The organism is Avibacterium sp. 21-586 (assembly GCF_026226775.1).
Classification (GTDB): Bacteria; Pseudomonadota; Gammaproteobacteria; order Enterobacterales; family Pasteurellaceae; genus Avibacterium.
Genome location: NZ_JAKKOD010000001.1, coordinates 862,501 through 883,106, shown reverse-complemented (window position 1 = coordinate 883,106; position 20,606 = coordinate 862,501). Strand labels below are relative to the sequence as shown.

The 20,606-nt window shown below is 41.3% G+C and carries 20 protein-coding genes and 1 pseudogene (1 of these 21 running past the window's edge); 17 read left to right on the top strand and 4 right to left on the bottom strand.

The window, feature by feature from the left end; genetic code table 11:
- Position 1 precedes the first annotated feature (1 nt).
- The 9 genes and pseudogenes from lpxB (at position 2) to L5B71_RS03980 (ending at position 8,760) form a co-directional block, all read left to right on the top strand.
- Positions 2–1,177 carry a lipid-A-disaccharide synthase gene (lpxB, locus tag L5B71_RS04020; protein WP_265757100.1) on the top strand — a complete coding sequence of 392 codons (1,176 nt, stop codon included), beginning with the start codon at positions 2–4 and terminating at the stop codon, positions 1,175–1,177.
- Entirely contained in the window at positions 1,174–1,764 is a 591-nt protein-coding gene (rnhB, locus tag L5B71_RS04015; protein ID WP_265757098.1) for a ribonuclease HII, read from the top strand. Before lpxB ends, rnhB begins: the two co-directional genes overlap by 4 nt.
- A gap of 794 nt (positions 1,765–2,558) precedes the next feature.
- Positions 2,559–4,406 carry an SLC13 family permease gene (locus tag L5B71_RS04010; protein WP_265757097.1) on the top strand — a complete coding sequence of 616 codons (1,848 nt, stop codon included), beginning with the start codon at positions 2,559–2,561 and terminating at the stop codon, positions 4,404–4,406.
- Between the two features lie 9 nt (positions 4,407–4,415).
- Positions 4,416–5,009, top strand: a pseudogene (locus L5B71_RS04005) (CDP-alcohol phosphatidyltransferase family protein); the annotation flags it as partial.
- 178 nt (positions 5,010–5,187) lie between these two features.
- Positions 5,188–5,817, top strand: a complete 630-nt coding sequence (locus L5B71_RS04000) for a lysophospholipid acyltransferase family protein (protein ID WP_265757095.1) — start codon at positions 5,188–5,190, stop codon at positions 5,815–5,817.
- A gap of 1 nt (position 5,818) precedes the next feature.
- Entirely contained in the window at positions 5,819–6,748 is a 930-nt protein-coding gene (locus tag L5B71_RS03995; RefSeq protein ID WP_265757094.1) for a phosphatidate cytidylyltransferase, read from the top strand.
- 23 nt (positions 6,749–6,771) lie between these two features.
- Positions 6,772–7,356 carry a molybdopterin adenylyltransferase gene (gene mog, locus L5B71_RS03990; RefSeq protein WP_265757093.1) on the top strand — a complete coding sequence of 195 codons (585 nt, stop codon included), beginning with the start codon at positions 6,772–6,774 and terminating at the stop codon, positions 7,354–7,356.
- 19 nt (positions 7,357–7,375) lie between these two features.
- The gene (gene glnB, locus L5B71_RS03985; protein ID WP_265757091.1) at positions 7,376–7,714 is read left to right on the top strand and encodes a nitrogen regulatory protein P-II; all 339 of its coding nucleotides are present in this window, start codon (positions 7,376–7,378) and stop codon (positions 7,712–7,714) included.
- Entirely contained in the window at positions 7,714–8,760 is a 1,047-nt protein-coding gene (locus tag L5B71_RS03980; RefSeq protein WP_265757090.1) for an AI-2E family transporter, read from the top strand. Before glnB ends, L5B71_RS03980 begins: the two co-directional genes overlap by 1 nt.
- A gap of 101 nt (positions 8,761–8,861) precedes the next feature.
- On the opposite strand, the gene L5B71_RS03975 is transcribed toward L5B71_RS03980, so the two are convergent.
- Entirely contained in the window at positions 8,862–10,127 is a 1,266-nt protein-coding gene (locus L5B71_RS03975; RefSeq protein ID WP_265757089.1) for an AmpG family muropeptide MFS transporter, read from the bottom strand.
- A gap of 70 nt (positions 10,128–10,197) precedes the next feature.
- Positions 10,198–11,214 carry a UDP-glucose 4-epimerase GalE gene (galE, locus tag L5B71_RS03970; protein WP_265757088.1) on the bottom strand — a complete coding sequence of 339 codons (1,017 nt, stop codon included), beginning with the start codon at positions 11,212–11,214 and terminating at the stop codon, positions 10,198–10,200.
- A 198-nt stretch (positions 11,215–11,412) separates the two neighbouring features.
- Here galE and L5B71_RS03965 point away from each other — a divergent pair, with 198 nt between their 5' ends.
- The 8 genes from L5B71_RS03965 (at position 11,413) to L5B71_RS03930 (ending at position 19,442) form a co-directional block, all read left to right on the top strand.
- Positions 11,413–12,726, top strand: coding sequence for an NCS2 family permease (locus L5B71_RS03965; RefSeq protein WP_265757087.1), 1,314 nt, complete (start codon positions 11,413–11,415; stop codon positions 12,724–12,726).
- Positions 12,727–12,997: 271 nt separating this feature from the next.
- Entirely contained in the window at positions 12,998–14,164 is a 1,167-nt protein-coding gene (locus tag L5B71_RS03960; RefSeq protein ID WP_265757086.1) for a bifunctional tRNA (adenosine(37)-C2)-methyltransferase TrmG/ribosomal RNA large subunit methyltransferase RlmN, read from the top strand.
- A 70-nt stretch (positions 14,165–14,234) separates the two neighbouring features.
- Positions 14,235–14,774, top strand: coding sequence for a type IV pilus biogenesis/stability protein PilW (gene pilW / locus L5B71_RS03955; protein ID WP_265757085.1), 540 nt, complete (start codon positions 14,235–14,237; stop codon positions 14,772–14,774).
- A 114-nt stretch (positions 14,775–14,888) separates the two neighbouring features.
- The gene (locus L5B71_RS03950; RefSeq protein ID WP_265757083.1) at positions 14,889–15,929 is read left to right on the top strand and encodes a RodZ domain-containing protein; all 1,041 of its coding nucleotides are present in this window, start codon (positions 14,889–14,891) and stop codon (positions 15,927–15,929) included.
- Between the two features lie 14 nt (positions 15,930–15,943).
- Complete coding sequence (gene ispG / locus L5B71_RS03945) at positions 15,944–17,050, top strand: flavodoxin-dependent (E)-4-hydroxy-3-methylbut-2-enyl-diphosphate synthase (protein WP_265757082.1); 1,107 nt, start codon at positions 15,944–15,946, stop codon at positions 17,048–17,050.
- A 10-nt stretch (positions 17,051–17,060) separates the two neighbouring features.
- The gene (hisS, locus tag L5B71_RS03940; protein ID WP_265757081.1) at positions 17,061–18,332 is read left to right on the top strand and encodes a histidine--tRNA ligase; all 1,272 of its coding nucleotides are present in this window, start codon (positions 17,061–17,063) and stop codon (positions 18,330–18,332) included.
- Positions 18,333–18,341: 9 nt separating this feature from the next.
- Positions 18,342–18,953, top strand: coding sequence for a YfgM family protein (locus tag L5B71_RS03935; protein ID WP_265757080.1), 612 nt, complete (start codon positions 18,342–18,344; stop codon positions 18,951–18,953).
- 51 nt (positions 18,954–19,004) lie between these two features.
- The gene (locus L5B71_RS03930; RefSeq protein WP_265757079.1) at positions 19,005–19,442 is read left to right on the top strand and encodes a methyltransferase family protein; all 438 of its coding nucleotides are present in this window, start codon (positions 19,005–19,007) and stop codon (positions 19,440–19,442) included.
- Between the two features lie 27 nt (positions 19,443–19,469).
- On the opposite strand, the gene L5B71_RS03925 is transcribed toward L5B71_RS03930, so the two are convergent.
- Positions 19,470–20,360 carry a DMT family transporter gene (locus L5B71_RS03925; protein WP_265757078.1) on the bottom strand — a complete coding sequence of 297 codons (891 nt, stop codon included), beginning with the start codon at positions 20,358–20,360 and terminating at the stop codon, positions 19,470–19,472.
- 12 nt (positions 20,361–20,372) lie between these two features.
- Positions 20,373–20,606: the 3' portion of a ribosomal protein S18-alanine N-acetyltransferase gene (rimI, locus tag L5B71_RS03920; protein WP_265757077.1), read on the bottom strand. Its footprint extends 210 nt past the window's final position; the window shows 234 of its 444 coding nt (coding positions 211–444); its start codon lies off the right edge, out of view — the gene reads right to left on this strand; its stop codon occupies positions 20,373–20,375.

The window sequence follows — 20,606 nt, the reverse complement described above, 5'->3', positions numbered from 1 at the left end:
AATGGAACAAGTAAAAGCATTTCCAACAATCGGTATTGTCGCAGGTGAAGTCTCTGGAGATATTCTAGGCGCAGGGCTAATGCGCAGTCTTAAAACCCGTTATCCTAACGCACGTTTTATCGGTATTGCCGGCAAACAAATGTTGGCAGAAGGTTGCGAAACCTTGGTGGATATGGAAGAAATTGCCGTAATGGGCTTAGCAGAAGTAGTGAAATATTTACCACGCTTACTGAAAATTCGCCGCCAAGTTATCGACAAAATGTTACAAGAAAAACCTGATGTGTTTATCGGCATCGATGCGCCTGATTTTAATCTTGACATTGAACTTAAGCTCAAACAACAAGGCATCAAAACCATTCATTACGTCAGCCCATCAGTGTGGGCGTGGCGACAAAAGCGCATTCACAAAATTGCCCGCGCCACCAACCTTGTTCTGGCATTTTTACCTTTTGAAAAAGCCTTTTACGATCGTTTCAACGTGCCTTGTCGTTTTATTGGACACACAATGGCAGACGCCATTCCGTTAAAACCTGATCGCCTTGCGGCTTGCCAAATGCTTAATATTGATCCACAACAACGCTATTTAGCGATGTTGGTTGGCAGCCGTGGATCGGAGGTGGAATTCCTTGCCGAACCTTTCTTGCAAACCGCATTATTGCTGAAAGAACAGTATCCAGACGTGCAATTTCTCGTGCCTTTGGTGAACGAAAAACGCCGTCAACAATTTGAACAAATCAAAGCGAAGATCGCCCCTGATTTGGAAATGATCTTACTTGATGGACAAGCGCGCTCCGCAATGATCGCCGCTCAAGCCACCTTGCTGGCTTCAGGCACGGCAGCATTAGAATGTATGCTATGCAAATCGCCAATGGTCGTGGGCTACAAAATGAAATCGTTCACTTATTTCCTAGCTAAACGTTTGGTGAAAACCCCTTATATTTCATTACCGAATTTGCTGGCGAATGAAATGCTCGTACCAGAAATGATCCAGCAAGATTGCACGGCTGAAAAATTGATAGAAAAGCTCGCGCCTTATTTTTCAACAGAAGAAAGTGCGGTGCAAAATCGCCACAATTTAGTGCAACACTTTATTGATCTGCATAAAATGATCCAATGCGATGCAGATAAACAAGCTGCCGAAGCGGTGATTGAATTATTGCAAGGGGAAAAACAATGAGCGAATTTGTCTATCCTGATTATGAACTGATCGCAGGCGTTGATGAAGTAGGGCGTGGGCCTTTAGTGGGGGCAGTGGTAACTGCCGCGGTGATTTTAGATCCTAATAATCCTATTGAGGGCTTAACCGACAGCAAAAAGCTCTCGCATAAAAAACGCCTTGCCTTAGCAGAAGAAATTAAACAGAAAGCCAAAGCTTGGGCGCTAGGGCGAGCTGAACCCGAAGAAATTGACGAACTTAATATTTTGCACGCCACAATGTTAGCGATGCAACGCGCAGTTAATCAACTTAAGATTACACCGCACTTTGTGCTAGTGGACGGCAACCGCATTCCCCCATTGCCAATGCCTGCCCAAGCGGTGGTGAAAGGGGATAGTCTTGTGGCAGAAATCAGTGCTGCTTCCATTCTTGCCAAAGTTGCCCGCGATTTAGAAATGGAAGAGTTGGATAAACGTTATCCCCAATACGCCTTCGCTCAACACAAAGGCTACCCAACAAAATTACATTTAGAAAAACTGGCAGAACACGGCCCCTTACCCCAACATCGCCGAAGTTTTGCCCCAGTAAGAAAACTGATTACAGAATAAAAAGTGCGGTCATTTTCCTAAAAAATTAAAAAAAAAATCGCACCGCACTTTAAATTTAAAATTAAGCGTGAACCATCGGACAACCCCCTTGTAAATTGCCCGAATGGAAATAAAATTTTTAGAAAAATCACGCCTAGCGAGAGCGAAGCGAACATCAGGCTGATTTTTCGTAAAGAAAATTTTATTGTAATGAGGAAAAACAATGCTCGCAAAATTTCTTATTTCCAGACAAGGCATTTTGCCGCAGACAGTATGCAAGTACGGCAAGGCAAAACAACACCATATGGAAGTAAAAGAAATTTAGCGATAGCAGGGGAACGTTTTCTTTGCTCACTTCCTTTTGGATAAGCAAAAGAAAGGAAGTCGTACAACGTGCGAAACCCGTTATGACAACAAAGAAAACCACAATCAGTCAAAAGTAAAAATAAGCAACGACAAAGTGCGGTACTTTTTCAAAAAGTTTTTAAAATTCCACCGCACTTTAAATACAATTTAATGCAAAATAGATTGTGAACTATCGGACAATCAATCCCCTTGTAAATTGCCCGAATGAAAATAAAATTTTTAGAAAAGTAACGCCTGAACGCAGCGAAGCGAGTATGGGCTTACTTTTCGTTAAAAAAATTTTATTGTAATGAGGAAAAGCAATTTAGTAGGGGGCCCTTTTCTTTGCTTCCTTTCTTTTGGGAATGCAAAAGAAAGGAAGTCGCCAACGGCGAAACCCGTTATAACCACAAAGAAAAATGCAATCAACTAAATAATAAACAAAACTACCAAAAACCACGGAGACCCTAATGCCTACAATCACCAATATGCCCCTTGTTAGTGTTGTGATTTTTCTTGCAATCGCCGTACTCTTGTTTATCCACAACAAAATTCGAATGGACGTGATCGCCCTGTTGGTAATGCTCGCTTTTTGTGTGAGTGGCATTTTGAGCGTGCAGGAAGTCTTTGCTGGATTTAGTGATCCGAATATTATTTTGATCGCGTTGCTGTTTATTGTGGGGGAGGCCTTGGTGCGTACGGGGGTGGCGTATCAAGTGAGTGAATGGCTGATGAAAGCGGCGAAAAATAGCGAAACCCGTGTGCTGATTTTGGTGATGCTAGCGGTAACGGGGTTGGGATCCTTTATGAGTTCCGTGGGGATTGTGGCGATTTTTATCCCTGTAGTATTGGTGATTTGCCGCCAAATGAATATTTCGCCAAGACGTCTGATGATGCCGTTGAGTATGGCTGGGCTAATTAGCGGTATGATGACTTTAATCGCTACCGCACCAAATTTGGTGATTAATGCTGAATTAATTCATCTCACCAAACAGCGCTTTGATTTCTTTTCTTTCACACCCATTGGTATTGTGATTTTGTTGCTGGGCATTGTGTATATGTTAGTAGCTCGCCGTTGGTTAGGACACGCAGAAAATGAAGAAAGTGAGAGCGTAAATCGCCATTCTATTCAAGATCTGATTGAAGATTATCAATTACAAGCACGCACCAAACGCTTTGTGGTGCGTACAGGGTCGGATTTTATCGGACAACCCTTGGAAGCCTTACATCTACGCTCTAACTATGCGTTGAACGTTCTAGCGATTGAGCGTTGGAAGCGCTTTCGCCCAAGATTTCTAGCAGATTCCTTAGGGAAAATTGAAATTCGTGAAAAGGATATTTTGCTGATTGATTGCGCTGATCCTGAGCTAGATATTAATGAATTTTGCCAACAACATCAGCTTGAGCCAACGGAGTTGCGTCCTTACCACTTTGAGCAACAAGCTAAGTTTATGGGAATGGTGGAAATCACCCCAATTCCTGAAGGGGATTATCTCGGCAAGACGGTAGCAGAAATTGGTTTTCGTTCACGTTTTGGTTTAAATGTGGTGGGCATTAAACGCAATAATGAGATTTTGACAGGCAGTTTGATTGAGCAACCATTAAAGATTGGTGATTTGCTTTTGGTGGTTGGTGCGTGGAAATTGATCCAAGCAATGCGTAATAAAACAAAAGCGTTTTTCGTACTCGATTATCCTGCAGAAATTGAACGCGCCGCCCCTGCACAAAGCCAAGCGCCTTATGCTATTTTATCCATTGTGACGATGGTAGCATTAATGGTAACAGGCGTTGTGCCAAATGTGGTTGCTGCACTGATCGCCTGTTTAATGTTAGCGAAATTCCGCTGCGTTGATGCGAAAAGTGCTTATGCGTCCATTCACTGGTCGAGCTTGATTTTAATTGTCGGAATGATGCCATTTTCCACCGCACTACAAAAAACAGGCGGGATCAATTTAATCGTAGAATTTATGATTAATACCGTAGGGGGAATGGGTAAACATTGGATTTTAATCAGCTTGTTTACGCTGACTGCGGTGATTGGCTTGTTTATTTCTAATACTGCCACCGCTATTTTAATGGCGCCGATAGCCATCACAATGGCACAGCATTTAGGGCTTTCTCCATTGCCTTTCGCAATGACGGTGGCGATAGCTTCATCTGCTGCTTTTATGACACCTATTTCATCGCCGGTAAACACAATGGTGCTTAGCGCAGGGAATTATAAATTTGGCGATTTCGTCAAAATTGGTGTACCTTTTACTTTTCTAGTTATGCTGGCAACGGTATTTCTTGTTCCACTATTATTTCCATTCAAATAAGGAGGAATAATGAGTATTTACGATTTAAAACCGAAGTTTCAAAATTTGCTGCGTCCAACGGTAGTGAAGTTAGAACGCAAAGGCGTTACGGCGAACCAAGTTACGCTTACAGCCTGTGGGGTTTCAGTCATTTTAGGCTTATTTTTGACCGCACTTTCTGCTGTGCATTGGCTGTTTATTTTAATTCCTATTTGGCTTTTTGTGCGAATGGCACTCAATGCCATTGACGGAATGTTGGCACGGGAATTTCAGCAAAAATCGCGCTTGGGTGGCTATCTTAATGAAATTACCGATGTGGTTTCTGATGCGGCGTTGTATCTGCCTTTCGCTTTTATTGCACCTTTTGATCCCTTTGTCATCGGGCTGATTATTTGGCTTGCCGCCTTAACAGAATTTTGTGGCGTGTTAGGGCAGGTGCAAGGGCAAACACGCCGTTATGACGGACCTTTTGGCAAAAGTGATCGTGCTCTTTTATTTGGCTTATTAGGATTGATTTATACCTTTATGCCGATTTTACCAACGTGGTTTTATGCGCTCGCTTGGCTTGTAGTCGCGTTGTTAATTTTAACTTGCGTGAAACGCGTGAAGTCAGGGCTGGCGGAAGGTAAGGTTTTAGATCAGAATGCTGAAAATCAATCCGCTCAAAACCAAGTAGAAAATCCCCCAGAAAACCAAGAAGAAAATCGCTCTGAAAGCCAAGCAGAAAATCGCACAGACAATGAAAGTGCGGTGCAATTTTCTGCAGAAAATTCCACGCAACCAAAATCAGAGGAGAATGAAAATGCTCGCTAAACTGATTGATTTTCTTTTATGTCGTTTTACCTCTTTTATTAGCGGTGTTCGTCCTGCGAAAAATATCGCCCTGCTTTCGGCAGATAAGCCAAGACTTTATTACGCCAATCACAACAGCCACGGAGATTTTATTTTATTCTGGGTGTCTTTGCCTTATGAAGTGCGCAAGAAAACCCGTCCAGTGGCAGGTGCAGATTATTGGACGAAAGGCAAAATTCGCCGTTTCCTTGCGGAAAAAGTGTTTAATATGCTGTTGATCGAGCGTGGCGGCAATGATCCTAAAGCCGTAACAGAACAAATTAGCCAAGCGCTGCAAGAAAATTCGTTGATTATTTTTCCCGAAGGCACAAGAAAAACCAATGATGATCTTGCCCTCCAGCCCTTTAAAAGTGGTTTATATTATTTAGCCAAAGCCAATCCTAATGTGGATCTTGTGCCAGTTTGGATTAGCAATACCCATAATTTATTGCCGAAAGGCTTTATTCTGCCAATTCCCTTGCTATGTGATCTATATTTGGGCGAGCCGATCCACTGGCAGCCGCAAGAAGATAAAACGCAATTTCTAGCGCGAGCAGAGCAGGCTTTACTTAATCTTAACCCGAAACATCAAGGAGCATAAAATGGAAATGTGGAATTTATTTTGGGGATTAATTTGCACCTTGCTATTGGCATCGGGCATTGGTTATACGCTGAAATGGAAAGTAGGTTTTTCCACGCCTCATTCAGTGATAGACAACCTAAATGCACGCATTAATGCGTGGTGGGTGATGATTTTAATTATCTTTGCCGCCGCCTATCTCGGTTTTTATGGCGTATTGGGCTTATTTTTTATCGTTTCTTTTATGGCGTTACGGGAATTTTTATCGCTGATTGAAATTCGCCGCGGCGATCATCTCGCTTTAGTTGCCTGCTTTTATTTCATTTTGCCCTTGCAATATTATTTTGTCGCGGTGGATTGGTTTAGTATGTTCAGCATTTTCATTCCTGTTTATGGGTTCCTATTTTTACCGATTTTATCTGCGTTGCTAGGCGACACGGCGCATTTTTTAGATCGTTCAAGCAAAGTGCAATGGGCGGTGATGATTTCCGTGTTTTGCATTTCGCATATTCCTGCCATTCTCACTCTAAATATTGCAGGATTTGAAGGCAAAAGTTTATTATTAATGATCTTTTTGATCCTGATTGTGCAAGCAAGTGATGTGTTGCAATATGTATGGGGAAAATTATTCGGTAAACATAAAATTGCACCAACCTTATCCCCGTCCAAAACCGTAGAAGGTTTTGTCGGCGGTGTGCTGAGTGCTTCAGCGTTAGGCGGATTGCTTTCTTGGCTAACGCCGTTTAGCGCCGTGCAAGCTACCTTAATTAGCTTGGTTATTTGTTTAATGGGCTTTTTAGGTGGGCTGGTGATGTCCGCAATGAAACGCAGTATGGGCGTGAAAGATTGGGGCAATATGATAAGTGGACACGGTGGAATGTTGGATCGTATGGATAGTCTATGCTTTGCCGCACCGATTTTCTTCCATATTGTGAGATATTATTGGATTTAATAAAACAAAAAAAAGAGGAAAAAATGACCGCACTTTTAAAAATTGGTTTAGTTTCAGTGTCTGATCGCGCATCGCAAGGCGTGTATCAAGATCAAGGTATCCCTGAATTACAAAAATGGCTAGAACAGGCCTTGGTTGAGCCTTTTGAAGTGGAAACGCGCTTGATCCCTGATGAACAGCCCATTATTGAGCAAACTCTATGCGAACTGGTGGACATTCACCATTGCCATTTAGTGCTAACCACGGGCGGAACAGGGCCTGCCAAACGTGATGTAACGCCAGATGCTACGCTTGCCGTGGCAGATCGTGAAATGCCCGGCTTTGGTGAGCAAATGCGTCAAGTGAGCTTGCATTTTGTGCCAACAGCGATTTTATCACGCCAAGTGGGCGTAATTCGTAAAAATAGCTTAATTTTAAATTTACCAGGACAGCCGAAAGCCATTAAGGAAACCTTAGAGGGCGTAAAAGATGAGCAAGGCAATGTATTAGTAAAAGGCATTTTTTCTGCTGTGCCTTATTGTTTACAGCTTATTGACGGTATTTATATTGATACCAAGCCTGAAGTGATCACCAGCTTTAGACCAAAAACAGCTAGACGCCCAAGTTAATATGAAGAGGAAAATCAAAATGAAAAAAATTGAGGCAATTATTAAACCTTTTAAACTCGATGATGTACGTGAAACCTTATCTGATATCGGCATTACGGGAATGACTGTAACCGAAGTGCGTGGATTTGGACGACAAAAAGGGCATACCGAACTTTATCGTGGTGCAGAGTATATGATTGACTTTCTACCAAAAGTCAAAATGGAAATTGTGATTCCTAATGAACAGGTTGAGCAGTGTATTGAAGCGATTATGAAAACTGCACAAACAGGTAAAATTGGTGATGGCAAAATCTTTGTTTATGATGTAGAACGAGTAATCCGTATTCGTACAGGCGAAGAGAATGAGGAAGCAATATAATGGATAAACGTTTATCTATCAGTCAGTTATTAATTACACTCTCTGCATTGGTAATTATTTTGGCTGGGATAAAGTTAGCGAGTGAAATTGTTGTACCGTTTTTACTTTCTCTATTTATTGCAATTATTTGCTCACCAGTGGTGAAGTTTATGACGGAGCGTAAAATCCCCCATTGGTTAGCGCTGACCTTACTGTTTTTAATGATCTTGACGGTATTTTTCTTTCTTGTTAGCTTAATTAACAGTACAGCAAAAGAGTTTACCCAATCGATCCCACAATATCGAGTATTGTTTTCACAACGACTAAACGATCTCTCAGTAATCGCACAAGGCTTGCATTTACCCGTGGAGGATTTGCGAGAAAAAATAATGGATAACTTTGATCCTGCAATGATAATGAATTTTGCTAGTGGATTTTTGCTTAGTTTTTCAGGTGTGGTTACTAATGTGTTTGTGTTATTTTTAGTCGTGTTGTTTATGCTGTTAGAAGCACCAACTGCCAAGCATAAATTTGCAGTAGCATTAAGTAAGGCTGATGATGTTGCTAAGTATGAAGGCTCTATTGACCTCATTCTCAAGGGGGTAATGGATTATCTTGGCGTGAAGACTTTCACTAGCTTTGTAACGGGCTTGGGTGTCTTTATTTTGCTAAAAATTCTTGGCGTGCAATATGCTATCTTATGGGCTACATTAAGTTTTCTACTGAATTATGTTCCAAATATTGGTTCGATTATCGCGGCTGTTCCCATTATCATACAAGCCCTATTACTGAATGGCTTTTTTACAGGTATTGGTGTGATGATTGGTGTTGTCAGCCTAAATATGATCATCGGTAACGTGTTAGAACCCAAAATGATGGGGAAAAGCCTTGGGCTTTCAACTCTAATTGTTTTTTTATCTCTTTTATTTTGGGGGTGGTTGCTTGGCTCTGTCGGGATGTTTCTTTCCGTTCCCCTTACAATGGTGTTAAAAATCGCCCTTGAGGCAAGCCCAGATACTATAAAATATGCGGCATTGCTTGGGGAAACACCAGACAGTAAAGCATAATTATAATTAACTTTCCGAATATTATTTTGATTAAATAGGAAAATGAGATGGGCGAATGCTTAAGTTCGCCCGTATATTATTTTGAAATGCGAATTATATTATTATTTTTCACGCCAAGGAGCTATTTTGAATAAACACAGCATTCCTGGGATAGCAAGTAAAAAACAAAGCCAAAAATAATTATAGTAACCCAGCCAATCGATCAACGCGCCAGCTTGGGTGTTGAGCGTAGCTCTTGGCAGTGCGGCAAGGCTGGTGAATAAGGCGAGCTGGGTGGCGGTGTAAAGGGGATTGGTTTCCCTTGCCATAAAGGCAACAAAGGCGGCTGTGCCTAAACCGATGCCGATATATTCCGCAGCCACCACAAGACTAAGCGACCATAAGGCGCGGCTATCTACGGTTTCAAAAGGCCCTTGTTGGGCGAGCCAGGCAAAACCAAGAATGGTGATAATTTGCACAAATCCAAATAACCATAAAGCGCGGTTAATGCCCACTTTCAGCATTAAAATCCCGCCTAAAATACTGGCGACCACCATTGGCCATAAAGAGGCATTTTTCACCACCAAACCGATTTGGGTTTTGCTAAATCCCATATCTAAATAGAAGGCGGAAATCAACGCCGTTGCCATACTATCGCCTAATTTATACAGAAAAATAAACGCCAGAATCCCTAAGGCTGACCAAATGCCTTTGCGTTGAAAAAATTCGCGGAAAGGTTCAATGACACTTTCTTCCAAAGTGCGGTGTTTTTTTAGCGCAATATTAGGTTCGGTACTTAAAAATAGACACATTAAAATCCCCGGCAACATAAACATTGCAGTCATGATAAACACCGTTTGCCAAGGAAAATGATCCGCCAAAATCAATGAAAGCGAACCGGGAACAAGGCCTGCAATACGGTAAGCATTAACGTGAATGGAGTTGCCTAAACCTAATTCATTGTCGGTTAAAATTTCTCGCCGATAGGCATCTAGCACAATGTCTTGCGTGGCGGAAAAGAAGGAACAAAGCACGCCCAATGCGGCGATCAAACTGAGTCCAAATTGTTTGCTTGGATCTAAAAAGCCAAATAATGCCAAGCTGATTAACAATAAAATTTGTGAGATCAGCATCCAGCCGCGGCGGCGACCTAAAAAAGGCGGTACAAAGCGATCAAGCAAGGGCGCCCAGACAAACTTCCACGAAAAAGGGAGCATTATTAGGGTGAAATAGCCTAAGGTTTTGAGATCGACATTCTCTGCGCGTAACCAAATAGGTAACAACGAAACGAGAACATAAAGCGGTAAGCCTGAGCTAAATCCCGTGAATACACAGATGAGCATATTACGGTTGAAAATTTGTGAAAATAAGTGAGTTTGTGTAGTCATTGCTATAAAGTGCGGTGTGTTTTAAACAAATTGTGCTGCAAGTTTCCTTACAGCACAATGGTATTAAAGATTAATCACGATACCCTTGTGGGTTCTTTTTCTGCCAATTCCACGTATCTTGCATCATTTCCGTTAAACCGCGCTCCGCTTTCCAACCTAATTCTTTAGCGGCAAGAGAAGGATCGGAATAGCACGTTGCAATATCTCCTGGACGGCGCGCCACTAATTGATACGGAATTTGAATATCGTTGGCTTGCTCAAAAGCTTTCACCATATCCAATACGGAATAACCTGTGCCTGTACCAAGGTTATAAATATGCAATCCTGCATCGTTTTGATGACGATCTAAGGCTTTTAAATGCCCAATAGCCAGATCCACAACGTGGATATAATCGCGCACGCCTGTACCATCGTGGGTGTCATAATCACTTCCAAAGACGGAAAGTTGCGGTAATTTGCCGATAGCCACTTGGCTAATATAAGGCAATAAATTATTTGGAATACCCGCTGGATCCTCACCGATCAAGCCGCTGTGGTGCGCGCCCACTGGGTTGAAATAACGCAAAATCGTAAAGCTAAATTTATCTTCTGCTTTGGCAACGTCTGTTAAAATTTGTTCTACCATTAATTTCGATGTGCCGTAAGGATTGGTTGTGCCACCCACTTTGCATTGTTCAGTGATTGGCACAATTTCAGGATCGCCATAGACAGTTGCCGATGAGCTAAACACTAAATTCCACACGCCAGCCTTGCGCATTTCATCAACTAACACTAATGAACCCGTTACATTGTTCATATAATATTCGATCGGCTTACGCACACTTTCGCCCACAGCTTTCAAACCTGCAAAGTGGATTACGGAATCAATTTGGTTTTCTGCAAAGATTTTCTGCAGCATTGCACGATCTAACACATCGCCTTGGTAGAATTTCACCGCTTTTCCCGTGATTTCTTCTACACGTTGTAATGATTTGGCAGAAGAGTTGGATAAATTATCCAGCACCACCACGTCTTTGCCAGTATTCAATAATTCCACAACGGTATGAGAGCCAATGTAGCCTGCACCGCCAGTTACTAAGATAGCCATTTTTTCCTCGCTTAGATTATTTGCCTTATTACGATTATTGCGCGTTATTATAAACGATTTATAAAACAAGCCCAAAAATTTCCGTAAAAATCACCGCACTTTCTATTAAGCAAACGTTTACTATTCTTTTCTTTTCTGTAAAATAGCGCCATTTTTTCAACAAGATTTTACTTTAACTTTATTAACGAAAGGAAATTTATGTTCGCAGAAAAACTTTTTAAGATCACCAAGCGTGGTTCAACGGTACGTCAAGAAATTATCGCAGGTTTAACCACCTTCTTGGCAATGGTGTATTCCGTGATTGTAGTGCCAAATATGCTGAGTGCCGCAGGCTTTCCCCCTGAAAGCGTGTTTATCGCCACCTGTTTGGTATCAGGCTTAGGTTCTATTCTTATTGGCTTATGGGCAAACGCGCCAATGGCCATTGGTTGTGCTATTTCATTGACTGCGTTTACTGCATTTAGCCTTGTATTAGGGCAAGGCGTGAGCGTTCCTGTCGCACTGGGTGCGGTATTCTTTATGGGGATCGTGTTCACCTTAATTTCTGCAACAGGTATTCGTGCGTGGATTTTACGCAACTTGCCAGCCAGTATTGCACAGGGAGCAGGCATCGGGATTGGTTTGTTTTTATTATTAATCGCAGCCAATGGCGTGGGCATTGTAGTGAGCAACCAAGCTGGTTTGCCGGTGAAACTTGGCGATTTCACCGCATTCCCTGTGTTAATTTCTCTTGCAGGATTAGCGGCAATCATCGGCTTAGAAAGATTGCAAATCAAAGGCGGTATTTTATGGGTGATCATTGCGATCACGCTTATCGGTTTGGCGGTTGATCCTAATGTTAAATTCAGCGGTGAATTATTCAAAATGCCAACTTTTGGTGAACAATCGTTATTCCTTGAACTTGATTTAATGGGCGCATTACAACCTGCCATCTTGCCTGTGGTGTTCGCCTTAGTAATGACGGCGGTATTTGATGCTACAGGGACAATCCGCGCTGTAGCAGGGCAAGCCAATTTATTGGATAAAGACGGACAAATCATCAACGGCGGCAAAGCCTTAACTTCCGACTCAGTAAGTAGCTTATTCTCGGGCTTATTTGGTACAGCTCCGGCTGCGGTATATATTGAATCTGCCGCAGGTACAGCCGCTGGTGGAAAAACAGGGATCACAGCCATTGTCGTGGGCGTGCTATTCCTATTAATGCTCTTTTTCCAACCGCTCGCGAGCCTTGTGCCTAGCTATGCTACCGCACCAGCGTTAATGTATGTGGGCTTATTAATGCTTAGCAACGTAAACAAATTAGATTTTTCTGATTTCATCGGCGCAATGAGCGGCTTAGTTTGCGCGGTATTCATCGTTCTTACTGCAAATATCGTCACTGGCATTATGCTTGGCTTCGCCACCCTTGTCATCGGGCGAGTCATCAGCGGTGAAGTGAAAAAACTCAATATCGGCACGGTGTTAATCGCTGCGGCTTTATTGGCTTTCTACCTTTGTGGCTGGAATATCTAATTATTTTTCATTTTAGCTCAAATGACATAAACCATCGTTGGATTTTGCGATCTTGATCGTAAAAAAAGAGCGGTGGTTTTTTCTTTTATTTTTCTTTTGGGCAAAATACCATTCAAGTTAGTCTGAAATAGCTAGATTAATCAAACATAACTCTGTACAATCGCAACTCATTTTTTAGCGGTAGAAATTTTTTAATTTATAGCTTGTAACTATGCTGAAAAAGGAAACAGTTTAGCTATATCCATGCCGTAATGTGTAATAACGAGGCTTTATGTTAGAACAAAATACAATTCAACAAGAAGGATGTCAGCCTTCTACAGAACCTAAGAAAAAAGTAAATTTAATGAATTTAACACGCCAGCAAATGCGTGAATTTTTTCAAGAGTTAGGGGAAAAACCGTTTCGTGCGGATCAATTAGTCAAATGGATTTACCATTTTGGTGAAGACAATTTTGATAATATGACCAATATTAACAAGAAGTTACGCGAAAAATTAAAAGCCGTAGCGGAAATTAAAGCGCCAGAAGTGGCTGTGGAGCAGCGTTCTGCAGATGGTACGATCAAATGGGCAATGCAAGTGGGCGATCAGCAGGTTGAAACTGTGTATATTCCTGAAGCCGATCGTGCGACCCTTTGTGTGTCTTCCCAAGTGGGCTGTGCGTTGGCTTGTACTTTTTGTTCTACTGCCCAACAAGGTTTTAACCGCAATTTAACCGTGTCTGAAATTATCGGCCAAGTGTGGCGTGCATCAAAAATCATTGGTAATTTTGGTGTAACAGGCGTGCGCCCCATCACTAATGTCGTGATGATGGGAATGGGCGAGCCTTTGCTCAATGTGGCAAATGTAGTGCCTGCAATGGAAATTATGCTTGATGATTTTGCTTATGGTCTATCGAAACGCCGTGTAACCCTTTCCACTTCGGGGGTGGTGCCTGCCTTGGATAAATTGAGCGAAATGATTGATGTGGCATTGGCTATTTCTTTACATGCGCCAAATGATGAGTTGCGTGATGAAATTGTGCCGCTCAATAAAAAATATAATATCAAAACCTTGATTGATTCCGTTAATCGCTATTTATCAGTGTCTAACGCTAATCATGGCAAAGTGACGATTGAATATGTTATGTTAGATCACGTTAATGACAGCGTAGAACACGCACATCAGTTAGCGGAAGTGTTGAAAAATACGCCTTGTAAGATAAACCTAATTCCTTGGAATCCGTTCCCTGAAGCACCTTATGCGAAAAGTTCTAATACGCGCATTGATCGCTTCCAGAAAACGCTGATGGAATATGGCTTCACGGTGATCGTGCGTAAAACCCGTGGTGATGATATTGATGCAGCCTGTGGACAGCTAGCTGGTGATGTGATTGACCGCACGAAACGCACCGCACAGAAAAAGCGTTTTGGCAGCCCAATTAATGCAGTGCAAGTGTAATCAGTAAAAAATGCAATAAATACAAATATCAACAGAAAATAACTAACAAAAAGGAGAGAGAAAAGTGAAAATGCGTCAATATTATCTGGTTGTATTTTTTTCTCTCTTGCTTTGTGCTTGCGTTTCTCCACCACCAAGCAAAGAAGAGTTTGACAAGCAACAAGCCGCGAAAGCCAGAGTGGAGCTTGGTATTGCTTATTTAGAGCAGCGAGAACTTACCTTAGCTAAACAAAATTTGGATAAAGCCTTGGCTTATGCCCCTAATTATTATCTAGTGCATTCAGCGTTGGCTTATTTTTATCAATTACAAGGTGATAATGAGCGTGCGGAAAATGCTTATTTAAGTGCGTTAAAATTAGATGGTAAACAAGGTGATGTGTTGAATAATTATGCTGTATTTCTATGCAAGCAAGGGCGTTTTGCGCAAGCCTATCAACAATTTCAACAAGCCTTAAATTCACCTAATTATTATCAACAAACGGATACCTACGAAAATTTTGCTCTTTGTGCTTTAGCAGAAAAAAACAGTGCGCTTTATCAACAGTATCGTTCATTAGTTGAAAAATTAGATCCCCAGCGAGCTCAAGTATTACCAAAACAAATCCAATAGATTTTTATCATTTATCCAATGAAATTCCTTGATAATGGTTGCAAAACATATATTACAACTTTAAACTTTAGCTTTTAAATTCTATTTATTTTACTGATAACAAAGAGAACCTTTATGGAAACTTCAATCCAACAACCAGAGATAACCGCAAGCACCTTAGGGGAAAAATTCCGACAAACAAGAGAGGCGCTAAATCTTTCTTTAGATGATGTTTCTAAGCAACTTAATTTACGTCCTTCCATTTTACAGCTTTTAGAGAATGATGAGTTTACGCATGATTCCATTCCAGCAACTTTTATTAAGGGTTATATTCGTAACTATGCAAAATTTTTACGTTTGCCTGAAAGTGATTGGAGTACAGTCATTCATTCATTGGAGGAAACGACCAAAAACGATTTATCTAAAGCAGTAAAACCACCAAAATCTTTAAATGAAGAAAATTCTCATAATCGTTGGATCGGCTGGGTATCAACGGTTGTGGTTATCGCTTTATTGGCTGTAACGGCACTTTGGTGGTGGGAAAACTATCAAAAATCTAATGCAGAACGTGATGATTTAGTGCAAAACTACGTGGAAACACAGCAAGAAAATGCCACGACGTCAAAAGAAAACGTGATGGCGGTTACACCTAAAGCGATCGAAGCAGAAAAAACAGAGCAAAATTCTACCGCACTTTCTCAATCTGCTACGGATAAGCCGGTTGCAATATCAGTGGAAGAAAATGAAACAAGTCCAAAAGCTAACGTAGAAAGTGCTGAGTCAAAACCAGCAACTGTTGAGCTAGTTAATGTCGAAAATGTTGCTCATCAAGCAGAAAAAGTTGAAACTTCAATGCAAGTATTACAATCAGAAATTAATAAGATTAATTTGGATGAAAACTCAAGTGCGGTAGAAAATTCTGCCGTATCGTCCCCTGTAATCGATGATGTGTTACGTATTGAGGTAACGGGGACTAGTTGTTGGATTCGTGTACGCGATGCCAATCGCAAAGTATTAGCAGAAAAACTTTACAAACAAGGTGAAGTGCTGAATTTTAATCAGGATACCGCTTATGATTTAACCATTGGTGCACCAAGCAATGTAAAAATTACTTATAAAGGTGAGGCTTATCCGCTTAAAGTTGATGGTCGTGTCGCTAAATTCAAATTGCAATAGGCAAAGAGATTACAATGTCTTCATTTAAACCTAATATTAAACGTCGTGAATCGACAAAAATTTACGTAGGCAACGTACCAATAGGTGGTGATGCACCGATTGCCGTACAGTCTATGACTAACACACGCACAACGGACGTAGAAGCCACAGTAGCACAAATTAAAGCGCTTGAACGTGTTGGAGCAGACATTGTGCGCGTTTCTGTGCCAACAATGGATGCGGCAGAAGCATTTAAATTGATCAAACAACAAGTGAATGTACCATTGGTGGCAGATATCCATTTTGATTATCGAATCGCCTTGAAAGTGGCGGAATATGGGGTGGATTGTTTGCGTATTAACCCTGGTAATATTGGGCGTGAAGATCGTATTCGTGCCGTGGTAGATTGTGCGAAGGATAAAAATATTCCAATCCGTATTGGTGTCAATGCGGGATCATTGGAACGTGATATCCAAGAAAAATTTGGCGAACCTACGCCTGAAGCCCTACTTGAAAGCGCCTTACGCCACGTTGAGATCCTTGATCGTCTTAATTTCGATCAATTTAAAGTGAGCGTGAAGGCGTCTGATGTTTTCCTTGCGGTAGAGAGTTATCGTTTACTCGCTAAGGCGATTAAACAACCCTTGCATTTAGGCATTACTGAAGCAGGTGGTGCACGTGCGGGTGCAGTGAAAAGTGCAGTAGGTTTGGGTATGTTACTCGCTGAGGGCATTGGCGATACCTTGCGCGTTTCTTTAGCAGCTGATCCCGTAGAAGAAATTAAAGTGGGGTTTGATATTTTGAAATCCTTGCGCATTCGTTCGCGTGGGATTAATTTTATTGCTTGCCCAACGTGTTCTCGGCAAGAATTTGACGTGATCGGTACAGTAAATGCTCTTGAGCAACGTCTTGAAGACATCATCACACCAATGGATGTGTCGATTATCGGTTGCGTGGTGAATGGGCCGGGTGAGGCGCTCGTATCTGACCTAGGAGTAACTGGAGGCAATAAAAAAAGCGGTTATTATGTTGATGGTGAACGCCAAAAAGAACGTTTCGATAATGAAGATTTAATTAACCAATTAGAAGCGAAGATCCGTGCAAAAGTTGCACAGCAAGATCCAAAAAATCGAATTATTTAAGGAAAATATCGTGGCAAAAACAATTCAAGCAATTCGTGGAATGAATGATTGCTCGCCAATCGAAACACCCTTGTGGCAATGGGTGGAAAACAACGTGCGTAACGTTCTGCAAAGTTATGGTTATTCTGAAGTGCGTATGCCGATTGTAGAAAGCACCCCGCTTTTTGCGCGCGCTATTGGTGAAGTCACCGATGTAGTTTCAAAAGAAATGTACACCTTTTGGGATAATGATGAGCAGCTTACCCTTCGTCCTGAAGGAACAGCAGGTTGCGTACGTGCTGCCATTGAACACGGCTGGATTTATAATAACGAACAGCGTTTATGGTATATGGGGCCAATGTTTCGCCACGAACGCCCGCAAAAAGGGCGCTATCGCCAGTTCCATCAAGCTGGGGTAGAAGTATTTGGCATTGCGAATCCTGACATTGATGCCGAATTAATTTTGCTTACCGCACGTTTATGGAAAGAATTAGGTATCGATCAGCACGTCAGCTTACAGCTTAATTCTATTGGTTCCTTAGAAGCGCGCAAAAATTATCGTTCTGCTTTGGTTGAATTTCTACAGCAACATATTGATTTATTAAGCGATGAAGAAAAAGAGCGGTTAGAAAAAAATCCGTTGCGTATTTTGGATAGCAAAAATCAAGCGTTACAAGACGTGCTTAACGGTGCGCCTAAGTTATTAGATTATTTAGATGAAGAAAGTCGTGCGCATTTTGCCCAGCTTTGTACCTTGCTTGATGAAATGGGGATTGCTTATGAAGTGAATCCAAAATTAGTGCGTGGTTTGGATTATTACAACAAAACTGTGTTTGAATGGGTAACCAGCGCCCTCGGCGCACAAGGCACAGTGTGCGGTGGTGGCCGTTATGATGGCTTGGTTGAACAGCTTGGTGGACACGCCACCACAGGTGTTGGCTTTGCAATGGGCTTAGAGCGTTTAGTCTTATTAGTGCAGGAAGTAAATCAGCATATTGCCCCATCAAGAGCAGTGGATATTTATGTGGTTCATACGGGAGAAGGCACAACCTTGCCTGCTTTCCAATTAGCCGAAAAACTTCGCACAAACTTACCGCACTTACGCACAATGACACATTGTAGCGGCGGAAATTTTAAGAAACAGTTTAAGCGCGCAGATAAAGTGGGGGCAAAATTTGCTCTTGTGATTGGAGAAAGTGAAGCGCAAAATCAGCAAGTGGTGGTAAAAGATTTGCTTGGCGGCGAACAGCAAGTTTTGGCGCAAGCTGATGTGGTAGATTTTTTAGAGACAGCATTTAAATAAGGAAACATTATGGCTTATAGTATTGAAGAAGAACAAGAACTGAATGAACTGAAAACTTGGTGGAAAGAAAATGGCAAATTGGTTGTAGCAATTTTTGTACTGACTCTTGCAGGCGTTTTTGGTTGGCGCTATTGGCAATCTCATCAAATTGCGCAAAATCAGCAACGTTCAGCGCAGTATGAGCAACTTGTTAGCCAATTTCAGGCGGATAAAGCGAACGTGGGGAGTGTAGAGCAATTCGCACAAAGCAATGATAAAACTGCTTATGCTGTGTTTGCTTTATTAGATGCCGCCAGTATTTCTGTGCAAAAACAAGATTTCGTGCAAGCGGAAAATTTATTAAAACAAGCGTTAGCCAATGCAGATGATGACATCTTGCGTTCGGTAAGTGCGTTACGCTTGGCTGCCGTGCAGTTCCAACAGCAGCAATTTGATAATGCGTTAGCTTCTCTTGATCAAATTAAAGGGGACGCGTGGAACAGCGCAGCATTCTTATTAAAAGGCGATATTCAACTAGCAAAAGGCGATAAAGAAAGCGCCAAAGCCAGTTTTGAGCAAGGGCTAAAAAATGCCGGCCCAGTGGAAACGGATTTAATCCAAGTACGGTTAAATAATCTTTAAATATGTAAAGGCTTACAGCATAATGTAGGTCTTTTTTATTGGACGAATTAAATGAAGATTATTCTGCCACCCCCCTTTGTTTTTTTAATTTGTGCTGGAGGAATGTATTTTCTTCCACCTTTAGGACGATTTCATACTTCTATATTTTTTATTTTTACGATTATTCTATTGGCGAGTTTGATTAGTATTTTCAGCCTTTGGCAATTTTATCAAGCTAAAACGACTATAAGCCCGCTGGCAGTAGAGAAAACGTCATATCTCATCACAAAAGGTATTTACGCATTCAGCCGTAATCCAATGTATCTTAGTTTATGGTTGATTTTGTTAAGCTGGTTTTTATGGCTAGGAAATGGGCTGGCAATTTTGGGGTTGTTTTTGTTTGTTTTTATTATGAACCAGTTTCAAATTAAACAAGAAGAACAGCTATTATTAAGGCTTTTCGGTAAGTCATATCAACAATATTGCCAGCGTGTTAGACGCTGGCTATAACAATCCTTCAGAAAAGTGCGGTGATTTTTAGTGTTTTTTTCTGCGTAAAAATAGTTTTACTTTTTCTTTTGGTAGTCGGTAGAAAATTAAAGCGATAAAAATTAACCCACAGCCTAATGCCTTATAGGTTGTGAGTGGTTCGTGGAAAATTATCATACTTAAAAAGAGTGTCCAGACTGGCTCAAGTAACATAATTAATGCGGCATTGCTTACGCTGGAGTATTTCTGCCCGAGTGTTTGCAGTAAAAAGCGGAAATTGGTTGCAATTAGCACACTAGCTGCTAACCATCCCCATGTTTCATTAGGAATATCAGCAGGCCAAGTTTCCATAAAAATCGAATATAAACCACATAAAATACCAACCATAGCAAGTTGAATCGTAGTGAGTGGCAATACCGGAATATGGCGAGCATAATGATGGTTGAGTATAAAATAAGTGGCAGCCAGTAATGATGTGAGCAAATACAGACTGTTGTCTGAAGAAAGATCGAAACGATTATTGCCTAATGCAAGAAAGTAAAGCCCTAAAATAGCAATAGGCAAGCAGATCCAAAAACTAGATTGTGGCTTCTGTTTGAATACTACCCAAGCGAGTAAGGGCGCAATTAACATTGACAAACTGGTAAGAAATGCCCCCTCACCGAAATTTGTATTATTAGTTATCGCTAAAATCCAAACGCCAAGAAAAATAGCAAAAACACAGCCAATTAGTAGCGCATTAATTACTTGTTGGGAGCTCAAACGGCGTAATTGACCATAAGAAAAAGGGAGAAAAACGAGCGCTGCAAGGAAAAAACGCAAACCGATAAATCCTACGGAAGGTAGTGCTTCAATGGCATATTTTGAAAAAAACCAGCCTATTGCTGCAGAAATAGTAACAAATAAGAGAATAATTTCCCCACGATAACGTTCTAGCATTGTTTGTTGTCCTTATAAATAGTATGCCATAATAATGGCGTTTTCTCTTCCGCCATCTAGAGTAGGATAGTAATTTTTGCGAATATCTACTTCATTGAACCCACATTGCAAATAAAGTTTTTGCGCGATTTTATTAGATTGACGCACTTCGAGCCATAAAGTCAGCAAATCTTGCTGGTATAAATCATTAATCAATTGTTGCAATAACTGCTTGCCACAACCTTGCCCTTGATAAGTGGGCGTAAT

What these genes read in the sequence shown, in the direction of transcription:
- galE (WP_265757088.1), bottom strand. Translation starts at nt 11,214, where the DNA reads ATGGCTATCTTAGTAACTGGCGGTGCAGGCTACATTGGCTCTCATACC.
- L5B71_RS03930 (WP_265757079.1), top strand. Translation starts at nt 19,005, where the DNA reads ATGAAGATTATTCTGCCACCCCCCTTTGTTTTTTTAATTTGTGCTGGA.
- pilW (WP_265757085.1), top strand. Translation starts at nt 14,235, where the DNA reads ATGCGTCAATATTATCTGGTTGTATTTTTTTCTCTCTTGCTTTGTGCT.
- rnhB (WP_265757098.1), top strand. Translation starts at nt 1,174, where the DNA reads ATGAGCGAATTTGTCTATCCTGATTATGAACTGATCGCAGGCGTTGAT.
- L5B71_RS03980 (WP_265757090.1), top strand. Translation starts at nt 7,714, where the DNA reads ATGGATAAACGTTTATCTATCAGTCAGTTATTAATTACACTCTCTGCA.
- lpxB (WP_265757100.1), top strand. Translation starts at nt 2, where the DNA reads ATGGAACAAGTAAAAGCATTTCCAACAATCGGTATTGTCGCAGGTGAA.
- L5B71_RS03925 (WP_265757078.1), bottom strand. Translation starts at nt 20,360, where the DNA reads ATGCTAGAACGTTATCGTGGGGAAATTATTCTCTTATTTGTTACTATT.
- mog (WP_265757093.1), top strand. Translation starts at nt 6,772, where the DNA reads ATGACCGCACTTTTAAAAATTGGTTTAGTTTCAGTGTCTGATCGCGCA.
- L5B71_RS03965 (WP_265757087.1), top strand. Translation starts at nt 11,413, where the DNA reads ATGTTCGCAGAAAAACTTTTTAAGATCACCAAGCGTGGTTCAACGGTA.
- glnB (WP_265757091.1), top strand. Translation starts at nt 7,376, where the DNA reads ATGAAAAAAATTGAGGCAATTATTAAACCTTTTAAACTCGATGATGTA.
- L5B71_RS04000 (WP_265757095.1), top strand. Translation starts at nt 5,188, where the DNA reads ATGCTCGCTAAACTGATTGATTTTCTTTTATGTCGTTTTACCTCTTTT.
- L5B71_RS03960 (WP_265757086.1), top strand. Translation starts at nt 12,998, where the DNA reads ATGTTAGAACAAAATACAATTCAACAAGAAGGATGTCAGCCTTCTACA.
- ispG (WP_265757082.1), top strand. Translation starts at nt 15,944, where the DNA reads ATGTCTTCATTTAAACCTAATATTAAACGTCGTGAATCGACAAAAATT.
- L5B71_RS03975 (WP_265757089.1), bottom strand. Translation starts at nt 10,127, where the DNA reads ATGACTACACAAACTCACTTATTTTCACAAATTTTCAACCGTAATATG.
- L5B71_RS04010 (WP_265757097.1), top strand. Translation starts at nt 2,559, where the DNA reads ATGCCTACAATCACCAATATGCCCCTTGTTAGTGTTGTGATTTTTCTT.
- L5B71_RS03935 (WP_265757080.1), top strand. Translation starts at nt 18,342, where the DNA reads ATGGCTTATAGTATTGAAGAAGAACAAGAACTGAATGAACTGAAAACT.
- L5B71_RS03950 (WP_265757083.1), top strand. Translation starts at nt 14,889, where the DNA reads ATGGAAACTTCAATCCAACAACCAGAGATAACCGCAAGCACCTTAGGG.
- L5B71_RS03995 (WP_265757094.1), top strand. Translation starts at nt 5,819, where the DNA reads ATGGAAATGTGGAATTTATTTTGGGGATTAATTTGCACCTTGCTATTG.